At 63.0% G+C, this 15,261-nt stretch carries 17 protein-coding genes; 7 read left to right on the top strand and 10 right to left on the bottom strand.

The features are described from left to right. Nucleotides 1-25 precede the first annotated feature (25 nt). From HMPREF0043_RS09185 to HMPREF0043_RS09175, 3 genes are read left to right on the top strand one after another with little or no spacing between them, the layout of a single operon-like run. A complete protein-coding gene (locus HMPREF0043_RS09185; protein WP_021602774.1) occupies nucleotides 26-526 on the top strand; it encodes a hypothetical protein in 501 nt (166 codons plus the stop codon). Next, nucleotides 523-984 carry a (deoxy)nucleoside triphosphate pyrophosphohydrolase gene (locus tag HMPREF0043_RS09180; protein WP_021602773.1) on the top strand — a complete coding sequence of 154 codons (462 nt, stop codon included), beginning with the start codon at nucleotides 523-525 and terminating at the stop codon, nucleotides 982-984. Before HMPREF0043_RS09185 ends, HMPREF0043_RS09180 begins: the two co-directional genes overlap by 4 nt. A gap of 44 nt (nucleotides 985-1,028) precedes the next feature. After that, nucleotides 1,029-1,616 carry a TetR/AcrR family transcriptional regulator gene (locus HMPREF0043_RS09175; RefSeq protein ID WP_040318260.1) on the top strand — a complete coding sequence of 196 codons (588 nt, stop codon included), beginning with the start codon at nucleotides 1,029-1,031 and terminating at the stop codon, nucleotides 1,614-1,616. 48 nt (nucleotides 1,617-1,664) lie between these two features. Here HMPREF0043_RS09175 and HMPREF0043_RS11230 read toward each other — a convergent pair whose 3' ends face one another. Genes HMPREF0043_RS11230 through HMPREF0043_RS09145 form a run of 6 tightly spaced genes read right to left on the bottom strand, consistent with a single transcriptional unit; the run spans nucleotide 1,665 to nucleotide 6,755 of the window. Next, the gene (locus tag HMPREF0043_RS11230) at nucleotides 1,665-2,474 is read right to left on the bottom strand and encodes a hypothetical protein (protein ID WP_021602771.1); all 810 of its coding nucleotides are present in this window, start codon (nucleotides 2,472-2,474) and stop codon (nucleotides 1,665-1,667) included. Then, nucleotides 2,474-3,472: a vWA domain-containing protein gene (locus HMPREF0043_RS09165; protein ID WP_156897574.1), complete on the bottom strand. Its 999-nt coding sequence runs from the start codon at nucleotides 3,470-3,472 to the stop codon at nucleotides 2,474-2,476. The genes HMPREF0043_RS11230 and HMPREF0043_RS09165 overlap by 1 nt, the downstream gene beginning before the upstream one ends. Continuing rightward, complete coding sequence (locus tag HMPREF0043_RS09160; RefSeq protein WP_021602769.1) at nucleotides 3,451-4,461, bottom strand: vWA domain-containing protein; 1,011 nt, start codon at nucleotides 4,459-4,461, stop codon at nucleotides 3,451-3,453. Before HMPREF0043_RS09160 ends, HMPREF0043_RS09165 begins: the two co-directional genes overlap by 22 nt. Then, nucleotides 4,455-4,883 (bottom strand): hypothetical protein, encoded by a 429-nt coding sequence (locus HMPREF0043_RS09155; protein ID WP_156897573.1) that lies wholly within the window; start codon nucleotides 4,881-4,883, stop codon nucleotides 4,455-4,457. Before HMPREF0043_RS09155 ends, HMPREF0043_RS09160 begins: the two co-directional genes overlap by 7 nt. Further along, nucleotides 4,873-5,766 (bottom strand): DUF58 domain-containing protein, encoded by an 894-nt coding sequence (locus tag HMPREF0043_RS09150; RefSeq protein ID WP_021602767.1) that lies wholly within the window; start codon nucleotides 5,764-5,766, stop codon nucleotides 4,873-4,875. The genes HMPREF0043_RS09155 and HMPREF0043_RS09150 overlap by 11 nt, the downstream gene beginning before the upstream one ends. Beyond that, nucleotides 5,763-6,755, bottom strand: a complete 993-nt coding sequence (locus tag HMPREF0043_RS09145; RefSeq protein WP_021602766.1) for an AAA family ATPase — start codon at nucleotides 6,753-6,755, stop codon at nucleotides 5,763-5,765. The genes HMPREF0043_RS09150 and HMPREF0043_RS09145 overlap by 4 nt, the downstream gene beginning before the upstream one ends. A 322-nt stretch (nucleotides 6,756-7,077) precedes the next feature. On the opposite strand from HMPREF0043_RS09145, the gene HMPREF0043_RS09140 reads away from it, so the two are divergent. Continuing rightward, nucleotides 7,078-7,941: a hypothetical protein gene (locus HMPREF0043_RS09140; protein WP_156897572.1), complete on the top strand. Its 864-nt coding sequence runs from the start codon at nucleotides 7,078-7,080 to the stop codon at nucleotides 7,939-7,941. 245 nt (nucleotides 7,942-8,186) lie between these two features. After that, nucleotides 8,187-9,026, top strand: a complete 840-nt coding sequence (locus HMPREF0043_RS09135; RefSeq protein ID WP_198010324.1) for a YwiC-like family protein — start codon at nucleotides 8,187-8,189, stop codon at nucleotides 9,024-9,026. Nucleotides 9,027-9,368: 342 nt separating this feature from the next. Here the strand turns inward: HMPREF0043_RS09135 and HMPREF0043_RS09130 are convergent, their stop codons facing one another. Next, nucleotides 9,369-10,427 carry a histidinol-phosphate transaminase gene (locus HMPREF0043_RS09130; RefSeq protein WP_021602763.1) on the bottom strand — a complete coding sequence of 353 codons (1,059 nt, stop codon included), beginning with the start codon at nucleotides 10,425-10,427 and terminating at the stop codon, nucleotides 9,369-9,371. Between the two features lie 187 nt (nucleotides 10,428-10,614). Between HMPREF0043_RS09130 and HMPREF0043_RS09125 the strand changes: the two genes are divergently transcribed. After that, nucleotides 10,615-11,001, top strand: a complete 387-nt coding sequence (locus HMPREF0043_RS09125) for a phage holin family protein (RefSeq protein WP_021602762.1) — start codon at nucleotides 10,615-10,617, stop codon at nucleotides 10,999-11,001. Between the two features lie 525 nt (nucleotides 11,002-11,526). Here the strand turns inward: HMPREF0043_RS09125 and HMPREF0043_RS09120 are convergent. The 3 genes from HMPREF0043_RS09120 to HMPREF0043_RS09115 form a co-directional block, all read right to left on the bottom strand. Beyond that, nucleotides 11,527-12,018, bottom strand: a complete 492-nt coding sequence (locus tag HMPREF0043_RS09120) for an LppA family lipoprotein (RefSeq protein ID WP_084432508.1) — start codon at nucleotides 12,016-12,018, stop codon at nucleotides 11,527-11,529. A 102-nt stretch (nucleotides 12,019-12,120) separates the two neighbouring features. Beyond that, on the bottom strand, nucleotides 12,121-13,581 hold the full coding sequence (locus HMPREF0043_RS10825; RefSeq protein WP_021602759.1) for an alpha/beta hydrolase: 1,461 nt from the start codon (nucleotides 13,579-13,581) through the stop codon (nucleotides 12,121-12,123). A gap of 264 nt (nucleotides 13,582-13,845) precedes the next feature. After that, nucleotides 13,846-14,151, bottom strand: coding sequence for a hypothetical protein (locus tag HMPREF0043_RS09115; protein WP_040318258.1), 306 nt, complete (start codon nucleotides 14,149-14,151; stop codon nucleotides 13,846-13,848). Between the two features lie 171 nt (nucleotides 14,152-14,322). Here HMPREF0043_RS09115 and HMPREF0043_RS09110 point away from each other — a divergent pair, with 171 nt between their 5' ends. Next, nucleotides 14,323-15,213 (top strand): fructosamine kinase family protein, encoded by an 891-nt coding sequence (locus HMPREF0043_RS09110; protein ID WP_040318257.1) that lies wholly within the window; start codon nucleotides 14,323-14,325, stop codon nucleotides 15,211-15,213. Nucleotides 15,214-15,261 lie beyond the last annotated feature (48 nt).

Here is a 15,261-nt window from a genome sequence, read left to right as displayed (position 1 = left end):
AGCGAATCGGGTGAAAGGCGGCTGGATGTCAGCGAAGGACAATGACCCGGCGTCGGAGTTTCAGCGTTCCGGAGAGAGCCCCCGACGCGGCGGATCGGCTCCTCGCCGTAAGGGCACGGACAGGCGCCCTCCGGGGAGCAAGGCGTCGCGCTCGGCGGCGGCCGGAGGAACGGCCGCCGGCGGGCAGTCGGCCGATCGCTTCTCTCCTCGCCTTCCCCTCCGCTCCTACACTCCGCTCTTCCTGTCAGTCGCGGCGCTCATCGCCTATGCCGCGATCGCACGGACTTACGGCAGCGGCGGCATCGCCCTGTACGCCTGCCTGGGCTGCATCGCCGTCTGCCAGGTGGTCTTCGTCATCGGCGCCCGCCGCGAAATCGAACGGCAGAAGGCCGCGTGGCGCCGGCGGGGGTCGGAGCGGGGACGGCCCGGGAAGGGGTCCGCTTCCGACTCCCAGCGGGGGCGCTCGCAAACCGAACCGGACGGGCGGAGCGAACCAGGCGGGCAAGGCAGCCCGGATGGGCGATGATCGTCGCCGCGGCGATCGTCCGGGGCGTTCCGGCCGCGCACCGTGAACCCGCCGGGCGGACGCCCTTCGCTGCGAGGGCCCCAATGGTTCTGGCCGCGCAGCGTTCGTATCCGGCTTCCCTCGCCGGCAGATGGGAGTTCCCCGGCGGGAAGGTCGAGGACGGCGAGGAGCCCGAAGACGCACTGCGGAGGGAGATCCGCGAGGAGCTGGGCATCGGCATCGCGATCGGTCGGCGGCTGCGTTCGGCTCGAGGCGACTGGAGGCTGCCCAACGGCATGGACATGCGCCTGTGGCTGGCCCGGCCGATGGGAGAGCCGCAATGCGGTCCGAGCCACCGGCGCCTGCGCTGGCTCGGGCTCGACGAACTCGGCGGCGTCGACTGGCTGGACGGCGACGTCCCGATCCTGAGGCACCTGGCCGAAGCGGTCTCGCCCACAGGAGCCATCGGCATCGAATAGGCGACGCCCAGCGCGGTATCAGCCCCGGATCGTATCCTTGGGGCATGCCGAAGAATCCCGGAAGCCATCGCGCCGAGCACCGCCGCAAGATGCACGCCATGCTCTTCGAGGCTTTCTCCCGGCTTATGGAGACCAAGGGCTTCGACGCGATCAACATGGCGACTTTGGCGGCTGAAGCGGGCATCAGCAGGGCCTCGGTCTACTACTACTTCCCCGATAAGGAGAAGCTCCTTCTGGGATACGTGGAGTACGAGATGGGCAATTACCTCGACCGGCTCACCCGGAAGCTCGACGAAGCGCAGACGCCGGTGGAGAAGCTGCGCATCTACGTCCGCGAACAACTGGGGGCCAAACGCGGTTACCTCATGTCGCCGGGCGCCCCGCTACGCGAGCTGATCTCCCGGGAGACGGCGCTGGCCCTCCGCCAGCACGTCGAAGCCACGGGAAACGTCCTGCGCCGGATACTCGCCGAATGCGTGGAAGCGGGGGCGATACCGGGTCAGGATCTAGACGTGACCGTCCAACTCATCCACGGTGCGCTGAGCGGCCGGCGCATACCCCGAGAGGAGCCGGAGCGTACCGCCTTCTTCACGGCGACCGAACGGTTCATCCTGCGCTCGGTCGGCGCGTAGTCGGTTCGACCGTCGCACGGCGAAACGCGATCGCGCCGACTCGTCGTCTCACCAGTTGGGTTCGCCGTTCCTCTGGTCGCCGTATCGTGGGTTCTTTTCGTTCTTCTCGCTGTCTTTCGAGCGGAGTTCCCTCTCCCTGCCATCGGGGCTCTCACCCGGAAATGACGAGGGCGTGGGGGAGGGATCCCCGTTCGGCGATACCGGGCCGGGTGAAGGACTCTGGTTCGGGTCCGGCGAAGACGTAGGATTCTGATTGGGGCTCGAAGAGGGATTCTGATTGGGCGACGGGTTCGGGTTGGGCGACGGGTTCGGGTTGGGCGACGGACTGGGGTTCGGCGAGGGGCTGGGGTTCGGATTCGGAGTCTCCGCTTCTTTCTTCTCCTTCTTCTGGCGCTCCTGCTCGTCTTTGTTCTTCTTAGAGGATGTGCACGGCTGGATAGTGTCGATCGCCTTCTGCAACCGCTTGGCGCCGGATTTGCCGGCGGCTTTGCCCTGCGCCTCGTATCCGAGGGAGAGGTTGGCGCGCACCTTGCACTCGGGGCCTTCGGTGTTCGCGATCTGGCCCTGAGTGCGCTCGGCTCTGCGGACCCGCCGGAGGGCGAGTTCCAGGTTGGCCACCCCCGCGTCCCGCCTGTCGTGCGCCAGCTGCGCCGTCCCGAGGTTGTAGGGAGCCTGCCAGCCTTCCAGGAAGCCGGGGGTGATGTCGACGGCCCACTGGTAGCGAGTCACCGAGCTAGAGCTTCCGCTGTCGAAGGCGGCCTTGCCCAGCATCGGCAGGGCGACCATCGCCCCCGTCCACACGATGAGGGGCGTCAATACGGCCACCCCGCCGATCGCCCACTTCTTCCGGGAAACCATCAGCGTCCCCTCACTCTCAAACGGATTCTGGGAGTCAGGGCCGCGATCTCCCATGCGAGCAGCACGACGAGCGCTGTCCCCGCCGGCCAGATCATCGGATTGCGCCGCGTACGGCCTTTGGCGCTGCGCTGCTTGAGCGTGTCCACGTCCGGAGTCGTGATGCCCTGGTCGGGCGACGTCCGATGCACGTAGTCGACTCCCGCCTCCTTGGCGGCCTTCTTCAGCTGTCCCTCATCGATGCGGGAGATCGCTTCGGACTTCGTCTTGGGATCGACGATGTACCCGGATTTGGCCGGATCGCCTCCCAGGTTCTCCTTCATGCGGCCGCCCTGCGAGGTCCCGTATCCGAGGACCGCTCCGCCGTCGATCAGGTCGTGGACTTCGGAGTAGCCCTTCTCGCCGGAGTCCCTGCCCCGCGGCTCGCCGTCGGACAGCACGTAGACGAGCTGCAGGGCCTCCGGATGGCTCCTGCGCGAACGTTCGAGCTCTCTCCTGAGCGCCTCGACGGGGCGTCGCACCGAGGACCCCTCGGACTGATAGGTGTTCTCGCTGGAGAGAGTCTGGACGAAGGATTCGAGGGCCGTGCCGTCCGTCGTGAGGGGAAGCGCCCGGGTGGCCTCCGAGCCGAAGACGAAGGCCGAGTACCGGGCTCCGGGAATCTGGCGTTGGATGCGCCGGATGTCGGCGCGCACGCCGTCCATCCGCGGATGGCTGCCGTTGTAATCCTCGGCCACCATGGATCCGGTCACGTCGACGACGAAGTAGACGTTCGCCCCTCGCACAACGCTCGTCTGCTTGACTTCGACGCTGGGCGTCATCCCCATCGACGCCACGACGACGATCATCAACGCCCGACGCGTCCAATCGACCCACGCCTTGGAGTTGTCCCCCCTGGTGGTGCGCCAGAGGGCGAAACACGCCCCCAGCCCGCCCACGAGCAGGGCGGCGACCGCCCATCTGGGCCACAGCCACATCATCATGACAACCGGAACTTCCACGCCAGGCCGATGATCCCCAGGACGCCGACGAGCGCGAACGCGGGCCAGCACCTCGGCTCGTCGACGATGCTCACATCGACGTCTCCGGCGAGCTCGGCCTCGTCCTGAGCCTGCACCTTCTTGACGATCCGCTCGCCGGCCTCGGAGTCCTTGGCCTCGTAGACGGTCCCCCCGATCTTGCCGATCTCACTGGAGAACTCGCCGGGGGCGTCCTTGCCGGACGACCCGCGGTAGCCGCCGTATCCGCGATCGTCGATGAGCAGCCCGTAGACGCGTATGCGGCGCTTCTTCGCCAGGGCGCACGCCTCGTCGAGCTGGAAGAGCGGGGTGCCGAGGAGCTCGTTGTCGGTGGCGAAGAGGATCGTGCGGGACCGGTCTTTCTCCTTGTAGTCGAAGCTGTGGGTGCACGAGACCAAGCCGTCCCCGATCAGCGAGGAGCCCTTGCCGTTGACCGTGCCGGCGATCAGATCGCTGAACTCCCGGCTGGACGAGCCCCTGCCGCTGTCCAATGCGCTGACGGCCGATTCGAGCTCCTTCTGGATCATGTCGTAGTCGTCGGTCAGCGGGAAGACCACGCGCGCCGAGCTGTTGAAGATGACCAACCCCACCCGTTCGCCCTCGAACTTCCGAACCATCTTCGAGAAGGTGGCCAACACCTTGGAGTCGAAGCCGATGACGGAGCCCGAGACGTCGAGGCACAGGACGATGTCCCGGGAGGCCAGTCTCTGCGAGCTGACCTTTTCGTGGGACGGCCGGGCCACGATCACCGCCGCGGAGAAGACCGCCAGCGCGGCGCATGCGGCGATGCCGGCGACCGCGAAGCGCAACTGGGCCACGCGCGTGCGATACCGCCGGCTGGAGCGGAGCACTCCGGTGTGGGCGACGTAGACGATCCCGGGCATGCGCCGGACGCCACCCCACCTCCACACGACGAAGGCCAGGATCGCGGCCGCGCTCACGGTCGCCGGGACGACCCAGGAATTCACCATCGTTCTACCTCCTTGACGGCGCTTTCGATCGACGCGTGGGCGTCGGCGTCGGATTCGGGAGCGAAGCTCGGCTCCTCCCATTCTCCGAGGAGCCGGGCCACGCTCGTCAGTGCGGGGTGCGCGGATATGTCGCCGACCGTCCAGGAGGACATGTCCCGCCCGGAGCGTTCGCTGAGAATCGATCGCATGATGCGGGCCAGGTCGAGGTGGAGCTCGCGCAGGTCGTCCCCCGAGACTCCGCGGAGGAGCCCGATCCACCGCTCCCTGTCGGATTGGACGACGGGCGTGAGCGAGAAGGCGTTCCGGTGCCGGAGGAAAGTCCACAGGATCACCCAGCCGATCGCGAGGACCACCAGGCCGACGAGGACGATCAGGATGAAGACGGATCCCGCGACGGGCGGCGCCAATTCCCTACTGTTCACGGTGCTGCCCCCTGAGAAGGCGGACGATGACTGGCAGGACGTCCGCACTGGACGCCACCGGGGCGTTGAGCACCTTGTACCGGGCCAGCAGGGCGGAGGCGGCCTCCTCGCGCTCCCGACGCCGGTGCTCGATCTCCTTGCGCAGGACCTCGTCGTCGCGGACGTACTCGGGAAGGAACACGTTCCCGGAGATCTCCGCCATCGCCTCGACCCCCTTCTCCGTCGGAGGCATGTCGGCGATCCTGACGACCAGGAGCTCGTGCCGCTCCCGGATCCGCCGCAGCAGCCTCTCGTCTGCCGGGCCCGGCCACAGCTGGTCGGTCACGAGCAGGACGAGCGACCTCTCCCGGCGGGTGTGCAGGAAGAACTCGATGACGGCGGACACGTCGGCCGGCGCCTCGGCGCCGGCGAGGGCGTGCTCGGCGCGGTCGAGGATGAAGTCGAGATGGCTCAGCCCGTGCCGTGCGGGGAAGCGCTCGACTCCGGCCGAGTTGCCGAACACGATCCCCAGGCGATCGCCGCGCTGGGCGCCCAGGTAGGCGAGGGTCTCGGCGCATACGAGCGCGAGATCGCTCTTGATCTCGCCGGAGGGGGCGGCAGCCTGCATTTCGATGCCGGTGTCGACCACGAGCTGCGTGAACACGTCCGTGTCGCGCTCGAATCGGCGGATGATCGGCCGCCCCGCGCGAGCGGACACCTTCCAGTCGATGTCGCGGACCTCGTCGCCGGGCGAATACTCTGCGAGGTCCTCGAAGTCGTGGCCTTTCCCGGTGAGGATCGACGTGTGCGCGCCCTCGAAGAGCCCCGCGGCCTTCCTGACCGTCGGCAGTGACAGGCGCGCGCGGACGAGGGCCAGGCGCTGGCCGGCGGCGCTGCGGCTCATGGGGCGGGCACCGCCTCGAAAACGGCGTCGATGAGCGACTCGGGCGTCACATTGTTCGCCAGAGCGTCGAAGGTCCGCCCCAGCCTGTGCCGGAGCACGGGGTAGCTGAGCCTCTTGACGTCGTCGGGAATCACGTAGTTGCGCCCGGCCTGCAAGGCGAGGGCCTGCCCGACCTGCATGAGCGCGAGGCCCCCGCGCGGAGACGACCCCACGCGCACGTTGGAGAGGAAGCCCGGGATGGGGCGCGGCCCGCCTCCGCGAGTCGTGTTGATGATCGCGACGATATAGTTCTTTATCGCGTCGTCGACGTACACCCGTCGGACCGTCTCCTGGAGGAAGAGAATGTCGTCGGTGGAGACGGGGTCCGCGTCGTCGCGCTCGTCGAACGTCCCCTCAGCCGTCTTCTTGAGGATGGTCACCTCGTCGGCCGGCCGGGGGTAGGTCAGGATCTCCTTCATGAGGAAGCGGTCCATCTGAGCCTCGGGGAGGACGTAGGTTCCCTCCTCCTCGATCGGATTCTGAGTCGCCATCACCGTGAAGGGATTGGGGAGTTTGTAGATCGTCCCGCCGATGGACGTCTGCCGCTCCTGCATCGCCTCGAGCATCGCCGACTGGGTCTTGGCGGACGACCTGTTGATTTCGTCGAGCAGAACGACGTTGGCGTGCACCGGTCCCAGCTGCGTAGTGAACTTCCCGGTCTCGTAGGAGTAGATCTGCGTGCCCACGATGTCGTTGGGCATGAGGTCCGGCGTGCACTGGATGCGGGAGAACGAACCCGACGTGGCCGAGGCGATCGTCGTCGCAGCCGTGGTCTTCGCCAGTCCGGGAACGGATTCGAGGAGCACGTGCCCGCGCGCCAGCAGCGAGGCCACCAGCGCCGTGTACAAGGCCTCCTGGCCCACGACCCGGCTCTCGAAAATCGTGTGGATGCGTTCCAGAAGTTGGTTGGAGCGCTCCATGTCTTCGGCGGCGATGTTGCCCGATGCCATTCCGGTTGTCATACTGTCCCTTCGCCTTCCGGCATCTGCGTCCGATGCACATTGACACTGTAGTCGCCCTCAGACTATCCGTGCCGCTTCGAAAATGGAGAATTGGCCCCAGACCATGAGACGGCCCGGCCGCCCGAGGCCCGCGTACCGCCCACGCACACCGAGGTTCGAGCGTCCCGGAAGCCTGAGCGAATGAACCGCGCGGGATGCGGCCTCCGCTCATATGCCACAGCGGCTAGCCCGCACCGGAAGCGGTAGACTAGTTTGAACCTGGATGCGCCCTCGACGGTCGCATTCACTCGGAAAGGAATGGTGATCGCTTGTGAGCTCCACACCTAATGGGACGTGGATCGACCAGGGCTTTCGGCAGGATCAGTCGAACCAGCCTCCCGCGGCTTCTCGCAAGCCATTGTATTTCCTTGTATTCGCCTCGGCTGTCCTGGCCATCACCGTCATGGCGATCTTCTTCATCAAGGTCATGAATGTGGGCCAGAGCGCCGCCGGCAACGAAACGCGCACATCCTCCAAGGAGACCACGAAGAGCGAGGAGACCACGAAGGGCGGGGATCTCCAGGAGGCTCGGGATGCCGTCAAGAAGCTGGCCGAGAAGCCTTCGTGCTCGAAGGTCGAGGACGACGCTTCGACGATCATCACCTTCGCCAAGGCTGCCATCAACGAGAACTCCTACAATTCGGAGAAGAAGACGATCTCGGACTCCATGTCCAAGCTGTCGAAGGAATGCGGTGCCGAATACACCCTCTCGCTGGCCAAGGCCACGGCCAAAGGACCGTCGAACCTGGCGGACCTGGCGAATTCCCACTCGTGGTGGTATTTGAAGAGCCGTGCCCCCGAAGACGCCCGCGACATCACAGAGTTCAAAACCCCGACCGACAACATCCGCTGCAAGTTCGGACAGGATAGAGTCGCCTGCTCCATCTACGCCTACGACTATCCCTCTCCCCAAGGCTGTGAGGGGAAGACGGCCACGTACACGCTGGGGCTGTCCGGCGACATCACCGCAGACTGCAACTCGTCGTACAACAGCTCCGTGACGGCCAACTACGGAACCACGGTTTCGCACAACGGAGTGTGGTGCTCCATCGAACAGACCGAGGGCGTGACGTGCACGAGCGAGCTGACCGGCAAGGGCTTCCAGATCAAGCGCGCCGCCGAACGCCGGTTCTAGGGCGGCCGTAGAACAGGGATGCAACAGGGTGTGCGCACCATATGGCGGTGCGCACACCCTGACTTTTCCCTTGAGGCTTGGTTAAGATCGCGGACATGAGCACTGACGGCACCCGGCCTCGGCCCGGCGAACGGAGGGAGCACAGCGGAGAGCGGAGCCCCACCCGGCGGGCGGTCTTCAGACGCCCGCCCGCAACTGGAGGCACCGAAGGCGGCTCGTCCGCAGCGGCCAAAAAGGACACATCCGTGGCCAAAGGGAGCCCGTCCGCGGCCAACGCGGGCCCTTCTGCTGAGGCCAGGGCTCGAGCGAAGGCGAAGGCCCGGCGTCGGCGGACGATCCGCATGTGGATCCCCCAGTACCACGGCGGGTGGGCGATGGTCGTCGTGCCGCCGATCGTCGGAGTCGTCGAAGGCGGCCTTCGTTGGGCCCACATTCCGCTGTACGCGCTCTGGTTCATCGGTTACTTCTTCTTCTACTGCGCAACGGTATGGTTGCGTTCCCACTGCAAAGCCCGCTACGCGGCACCGGTCAAAGCCTACGGCGCGGTGGTCCTGGGGCTAGGGCTCATCTCGCTCGTCTGCACGCCCTTCCTGTGGCGCTGGGCGCTGCTCTTCGCCCCGCTCGTGGCGGTGGCAGCACTGGCGGCATGGAAGCGCGAAGAACGCTCGCTCGCCTCGGGCCTGGACACGGTGGCCGCAGCCAGCCTCATGGTTCCCGTCATGTACGACGTCTCCACCGACGGCGCGGCCGGACTGAGCGCCACGGGGCACGTCTGGGCTCTGGCCGCGCTTTTCTTCGGATACTTCGCGGGCACAGTCTTCTACGTCAAAACCAACATCCGCGAACGCGGTTCCAATCCCTACCTCTTCGCTTCCATCGCCTGGCATACCGTATGGACTGCCGCAGTCATCGCGCTCGCCATGCATGACGCGATCGGGTGGTGGCACACCGTCGTCTGGACGCTCATGGCCGCTCGAGCGGTCGCGGTGCCGCTGTACGGCAGGATCCGCACGCCCCTGCCCGTCCGTGCGATCGGCGTAGGCGAAATCCTCACGTCCATCGCCTTCATCGTCACCCTGTTCTGATTCGTCGCGCCTCTCAGCAGCCCTCCGGCCGCATCTCTCGCGCAATCACTCCTCCGGTCACACCTCTCACCGCACATCTCGCGCCACTACTCCTCCGGCACAGAGGCCGCACACCTGATACATCTCCCCGTCCCTGCCTGCCCCGGTGAAACTCACATGAAACCACATGTCACCGGGTGATTCGCCGGTGAAACACGCTTCAAACCGAGGTTTCACCGGGTTAGCGGCAGTCCCCCAACGCCGGGATCTTTGAAAAACACATCGCCCAACGGCCAAGGCTTCACCCAACGACCCAAGGCCTCGCCCGGCAGCCAAACGGCCAAGCGTTCAGCGAACAGGCGGCTATCGGTGAAGGACCGACGCGACGGCGCGCAGTACTCGCAGAGCCCCCTCGGGTTCGGCGACCGAAATGCGCACGCCCTCCTCGCCGAAGCGCCGCACGGTCACGCCCTCGGCGAGGCAGGCCGTTTCGAGCCTCTCCCCGAATCCCGGCAGCCACACGAAGTTCGACTGGGAATCCGGGATCTGGAGACCGTGGGCGGAGAGGGCCGCCTTGAACTTCTCGCGTTCCGAGACGACGACGGCGCACCGCGAACGGACCTCGGACTGCGACGACAGCGCGGCGCGGGCGGCGGCCTGTGCGAGGGCGTTGACGCCGAAGGGCGTGGCGACTGCCCGAAGCCCCGCGGCCATTGTCGGTGACGTCAGGGCGTAGCCGCAACGTAGCCCGGCCAGCCCATAAGCTTTGGAGAAGGTCCGCAGAACGATGAGATTCGGATGTTCGAGCAGAAGATCGCGGGACCGGACGGCGTCGTCCATGGTCACGAAGTCGATGTACGCCTCGTCGAGGAGGACGGGAACCCGTTCGGGCACCTGCGCGAGGAATTCGGACAGCTCGGTGTGGGCGAGGGCCACGCCGGTCGGGTTGTTCGGGCTGCACAGGAGCACGGCGCGGGTGTCGGATGTGATGGCCCCGAGCATGCCCTCCAGGTCGTGCGCGCCCGAGCGCAGAGGAGCCGGGACCTGCCGCCCTCCGGCGGCTTGAATCGCGATCGGATAGGCCTCGAAGGAACGCCACGGCAGAACCACCTCTCCGCCCGGCGTGACGACGGCTCTGAGGAACTGCTCGATGAGCGAGGTCGAACCGTTGCCGACCACGATGCCGTCGTCGGCCCACTCGTGGAATCGCGCGATGTCGGAGATGAGACCCGTGGCGAACATGTCGGGATACCTGTTGAGCGAACCGGCCTCGGCCGCGACGACGGCCTGCACCGCGGGAAGGGCCGAAAATGGGGTCTCGTTCGACGCGAGTTTGACGACGTCGGGCCCCATCCCCTCCTTTCCGGGAACGTAGGCCGGCAGGGAGAGGACTTCGCGGCGGAACCAGTGCTGCTCACTCATGTTCCCAGTATGCCCCGCCGGTCGGGGTCGGCAAAGGCTCGGTCTAAGCGGGCGGTCACGCAGATGGGCGGTCACGTAGGCGGGCGGTCGTGGGAACGGATCGCTGCGATCGGCCGGCGGCTTCGAATCGGGTTCGCCGATCTGGCATGTCCAAGCGATCCCATGGCTGCGCCGATAGGCTGGGCGCATGAAGTTTCTCGTTCGCTCAGCAGTCAACGCCCTCGGCCTGTGGCTCTGCGTCCTCTACATTCCGGGGATCACCCTGACCGGAACGGCCCCCGCCGAGAGAGTGGTCCTCTACTATCTCATCGCCGGCGGCATCCTCGGCCTCGTCAATTTCCTGGTCCGTCCGATCTTCGTCCTGTTTTCGATTCCCCTCTACATCCTCACGCTCGGTTTGTTCTTCATCGTCGTCAACGCGGCGATGCTCCTGCTGACGTCTCGGATAACCGAGCACCTGTCGATCGGCATCTCGATCGACTCGTTCCTGACCGCCGTGGTGGGCGGACTGCTCGTCGGGCTGGTGAACGCCCTGGCCGACGCCTTCCTCCCCAGCCAATACCAACGGTATTGACCCTCGAGCCCTGACCCCCCTCACGCTATTGACCCTCATGCGACGCCAGGGCGGAGTCTGGACGCATGAGGGACGACAGGCCCATGGAGAGAACCGCCGGGATGGTCACCGGGCTCGTCGCGGTGAAGCGTGCGCGCGCTTCACTCCCGGGACAAGATCTGCCTCGTGCCGCCGAAAGCGCCTTCCGGGGGCGGGTACCGCCTCTACTGCAAGGCGGACATCGGCCGATCTACCGGAAGGTGCCTCCCGAATGCGCGCCTTCCGGGAGGCGGGATCGCCTCGCAACCCGTAGCCGAAATCCTCGACGCCCGAGGCCGACTGAGGCGGGCTTGTGCCATTGCCATTCTTACCGTCCCGGTGAAACCTCGGTTCATCGAGGTTTCACCGGGAGGTTCACCGTGAAATACAAGCTCCATCCTAGGTTTCACCGGTAAAAGCTGACCGCCTGCCCTACGATCCCGCCAAATGGCTCACCGAGGCAAAGGCATACAGAGACAAGAGCATGCGGAGACAATCGCATCCGGCTCACATGGCGTGCCTTCCGCGCTGGACGGCCCCAGCCGACGTCTCTGGGCGGCAGCCCGTCGCATACCTCATACTGAATGCAAGCGTGTCGCGGGTATGGACGACGCCGACATAGCCGCCGTCTTCCACATTGAAGATGTTCACCCAGCGGTCCTCGTCTGACACATCGACTATGCGTGTGAATCCGTGAGGAGCCACTTCTTCGGCGGCGATCTCCAGCAGACGGGGGAAGAAGGCGATGGACATTCCCGTGGTCATCCCTTGGCGGCTGCTGTCCTCCCAGCCCTGGTCGTGCCCGTCCTGGCATCGGGCGAAACTCGTCGCGGGCTCATCCAGCCACTTCCACGTTCGAGGGCCGAACTCTTCATCGATTCGGTCACGGGCACGGGCGAGGGCATCGACGAGCTGGCGTTGGGCAGCCGCAATACTCACACGCTGGGCGAACGGCATACACCCATCCCAAAATCTTAAATTATTATTATATTCATACATTCAAACAACCTTATATATTACAAATAAGTGTCTAATATTTTTATTAATTAAAAATATATAAATAATATGATTAAATATTGTCATAAACATGAGACAATATCATTATTCGCCGCCCTTTCCAACGATTACTTTCGCGATTTCGTGTTGGGCATGACTCCCATTGACCAAGTACCCAGAATGCCCAGTTTTCGTCGTATCGGCGTCTTTTGGGTTAAGTCCCTTGAAATCAGGGTCCATAACTGGATCTCGACCAAGGTAAGAGCCACTAACACCATCGTTAGAAAATCCCAACGCATAATTATGACCCTCCGGAACGTTCATGTCCCATCCTCCTTCTTTCACTCCCGGAGAACCGAATACGCAGAAATCGTCGACAACTCCCGGTCGAACCTGTTCAACTCCATACGAAGCGGTAGTAGAACCATAGGAATGGGCTATCACCGATTGATGAACTGATGAAACTCCTACATCACCATCATTTCGCGAGTCTTGAATGCCTTCCGTGAATCTCGCCAGAGACTGTCCACCCATTTCCGCTTCACCCGTACCCACAACAGACCAATCATTATTAGTAAGCGGATGAGGAGGGCAATCGTATCCGATCCACCCTATAGTCGCCACTGAACCGGCATTTACAGCTTCAGCGTCATCTTTCATATTTAACATATCATTTGTTATGTTTTCCATACTATCTGTAACATTAGTAGTCATTCCTGGTACATACGTTGCAACATGATTGGCAGTATCCACGTTACCAATAGATATAGCTGCATGCGTGAGTTCATGTCCATTTTCACCAGTTGCAGGGTCATATAGCAGTAATTGAGTATCACTTGATTTATTTAATGAAGTACTTATAGCTTCCAGCTCTGTCAATTTTGAATTTATTGATTCTAATGATTGTTTAGCAAATTGCAGTTCTTCTTGTTCTGAATCAGTTAATGGTCTATCTTCAGTTAATAGTCTATCTTTTTGAATATTTTCCAATTCTGAAATGGTACGTTCATATTCCATTTTTTTATCATTATATGACTGAGTATCGTTACTTAAACGCTTTCGATTAGCTTCATTTCGAGTTACCGCATCTATACCATCCAAATTTCCGATTCTATCGGGATAAGAATTAACCATTTCTTCTTTTTCACTCGATGTAAGAGAATTCCACCATGCGGCCACTTGCTCAGTACTGGCGTTCTCAGGAGGGAGGTTGGAAAGCCCGGGAGTAGAATCATTGAAATCTTCTATTTCAGTCGCTTGTCCATTGGCGACATTATCAAGAGAAGTTTTATAGTCATTATCTACCTCTGTTGCTTTATTACAAGCACTAGTCACAGCATCAGAACATTCTTTAAGTCTTGTCTCTCTATCAATTTTTTCTTGCTGTTTTGTATCGTTCGAATTTAAATGGCTCATATTTAAATCAGCATAACTATGACTAAACTTTTCATACCACTGTATTTTAACAGGATTTGGATCAGTTACTGTTCCATCATCAGATATGGTAAAACCGTAGTTGTCAGCTATAGTTTGAGCTTCAAGAACTAATGTCTCTACATCGCCCATACCGGTTTGCGCAGTGCTCGTAGCCGTAATCAAGTCACCGAGAAGGCACAAGTGCTTTATGCATACGTCCTTGAGCTGAGTCAGTCTCTCTTGCGCGGCCGTTGCACCCGCGCCCTCCCATCCCGTGCTTACGTCGATAGACGCTATGTTGTCCCTAGATTCGACGGCATCTTTCCTTTCGGCGATAAGATCGTCCAATACGGTGTCGAGTCCGGTCCCTGTCCAGCTTGTGATGTCTGACCATGCAACCATTATATTTACCTTTCACTGCATCTTACTGTCAAAATTTGTGAAATCAATCGATACTGACTCATCAGTATTACTATAATCGTTCTTAGCGGACGTCAAGGCTTCGGAGTACTCGGTCAATCCGTCAGAAAGCTTTTTGGCGAGATCATCCATGTAGGTTCCCGCCGATGTGGCGGAGCTTCCTGAAGATCCTCCTTGCATGGCGGTCGAGACGCCGCTCAGCCCGTCGCTGACATTCATGTCACCGGCGTATCCGGCGGCGCTGCTCGCGTTCGTCGCAGCAGTCCCTATGCTGTCCAAATCGGCGTATAGTTCAGACATATGTCACCTTCCCGTGGAAACTCCGTCCCTTCCGAACCGAGTTCATCCACCCTAAGGTTTCGGAAGGAAGCACCTCAAGAGAGAGTCTGCGGGTAATCTCCTCCGGGAAACAATCCCCCGGCAGGAATCCTGTAGTTCTCGAGTCTGCCGCGGATGGGCCATGATGGAGTCATGGCAGCCTTCACCAAGCGCGGCACGCCAGCCGCCATCGCAGCCGAAGCGGCGGGTCTGAACGACCTCGCCCGAGCGGCCCGGGCCGGAGGCGCACCGGTCGTCCGGCTGCTGTCCCATTCCTCTCCGAGGGGGAGCCGGCTCGATACGGCGCTTCTCTCCCCCGCGTCGCCATCGGCAAGCGCAGCAGAGGAATTCGCCCGCCGCCTCGCCGTCACTCACGCACACTGCCCCGAAGGATCGCGTGTCTTCGGGCAGGCGCCGGCAGGGCTCGTCCACGGCGGGCGAACCGGCGACGGCGTCATGGGCGCCGCGCCCCTTCCCCTGGTCGCTCCGGATTCACGTCCGCGCAGCTTCGGCGAGTTCTACGCTGAAGACCGTCTGCTCGCCTACCTCTCCGCGGCGAGGGCCAACGGCTCAATCGACGAGGACGGCGCCCGCGTCCTCCATCGGCTGGCCGATCGCCTGCGCGAAGGCGCGTTCGACGCTCCCCAGCCCGCGCTCGTCCACACGGACGCCGCTCTCCTCCACGGAGACCTGTGGTCGGGCAACCTCTACTGGGCGACGCGCGAGTCGGCCGCACGCGGCGCGGTGGGCGCCGCAGAACGGGAAGCCGAAGGGCGCCGCACCGGAGAGGGCGGTTGCGTGGCCGTCCTCATCGACCCTGCGTCGCAGGGAGGGCACGCCGAATCCGACCTCGCCCAGCTCACCGTGTTCGGCGCTCCTTTCACCGACCGGATATACGCCGCCTACGACGAAGCCTCTCCGCTCGCCGACGGCTGGCGCGAGCGCGTCGGGCTCCACCGCCTGCACATCCTCATCGTCCACGCGGCCCTCTTCGGAGGGGCTTACGGCCGGCAGACGGTCCGAGAGGCATCAGCCTACGCGTAGGCAGTCGCAGCCCGCCTCCCGATCCGTCCGGGCGCGGGCTGCGAGGGT

The sequence above is a fragment of the Actinobaculum sp. oral taxon 183 str. F0552 genome (assembly GCF_000466165.1).
Taxonomy (GTDB): Bacteria; Actinomycetota; Actinomycetes; order Actinomycetales; family Actinomycetaceae; genus Peptidiphaga.
This window is presented reverse-complemented; position numbering and strand designations above follow the sequence as displayed.

Bases quoted from the DNA above. Each gene is read 5' to 3' on its own strand.
- HMPREF0043_RS09185 (WP_021602774.1), top strand. From the start codon at position 26: ATGTCAGCGAAGGACAATGACCCGGCGTCGGAGTTTCAGCGTTCCGGA.
- HMPREF0043_RS09180 (WP_021602773.1), top strand. From the start codon at position 523: ATGATCGTCGCCGCGGCGATCGTCCGGGGCGTTCCGGCCGCGCACCGT.
- HMPREF0043_RS09175 (WP_040318260.1), top strand. From the start codon at position 1,029: ATGCCGAAGAATCCCGGAAGCCATCGCGCCGAGCACCGCCGCAAGATG.
- HMPREF0043_RS11230 (WP_021602771.1), bottom strand. From the start codon at position 2,474: ATGGTTTCCCGGAAGAAGTGGGCGATCGGCGGGGTGGCCGTATTGACG.
- HMPREF0043_RS09160 (WP_021602769.1), bottom strand. From the start codon at position 4,461: ATGGTGAATTCCTGGGTCGTCCCGGCGACCGTGAGCGCGGCCGCGATC.
- HMPREF0043_RS09150 (WP_021602767.1), bottom strand. From the start codon at position 5,766: ATGAGCCGCAGCGCCGCCGGCCAGCGCCTGGCCCTCGTCCGCGCGCGC.
- HMPREF0043_RS09145 (WP_021602766.1), bottom strand. From the start codon at position 6,755: ATGGCATCGGGCAACATCGCCGCCGAAGACATGGAGCGCTCCAACCAA.
- HMPREF0043_RS09130 (WP_021602763.1), bottom strand. From the start codon at position 10,427: ATGAGTGAGCAGCACTGGTTCCGCCGCGAAGTCCTCTCCCTGCCGGCC.
- HMPREF0043_RS09125 (WP_021602762.1), top strand. From the start codon at position 10,615: ATGAAGTTTCTCGTTCGCTCAGCAGTCAACGCCCTCGGCCTGTGGCTC.
- HMPREF0043_RS09120 (WP_084432508.1), bottom strand. From the start codon at position 12,018: ATGTATGAATATAATAATAATTTAAGATTTTGGGATGGGTGTATGCCG.
- HMPREF0043_RS10825 (WP_021602759.1), bottom strand. From the start codon at position 13,581: ATGGGCGATGTAGAGACATTAGTTCTTGAAGCTCAAACTATAGCTGAC.
- HMPREF0043_RS09115 (WP_040318258.1), bottom strand. From the start codon at position 14,151: ATGTCTGAACTATACGCCGATTTGGACAGCATAGGGACTGCTGCGACG.
- HMPREF0043_RS09110 (WP_040318257.1), top strand. From the start codon at position 14,323: ATGGCAGCCTTCACCAAGCGCGGCACGCCAGCCGCCATCGCAGCCGAA.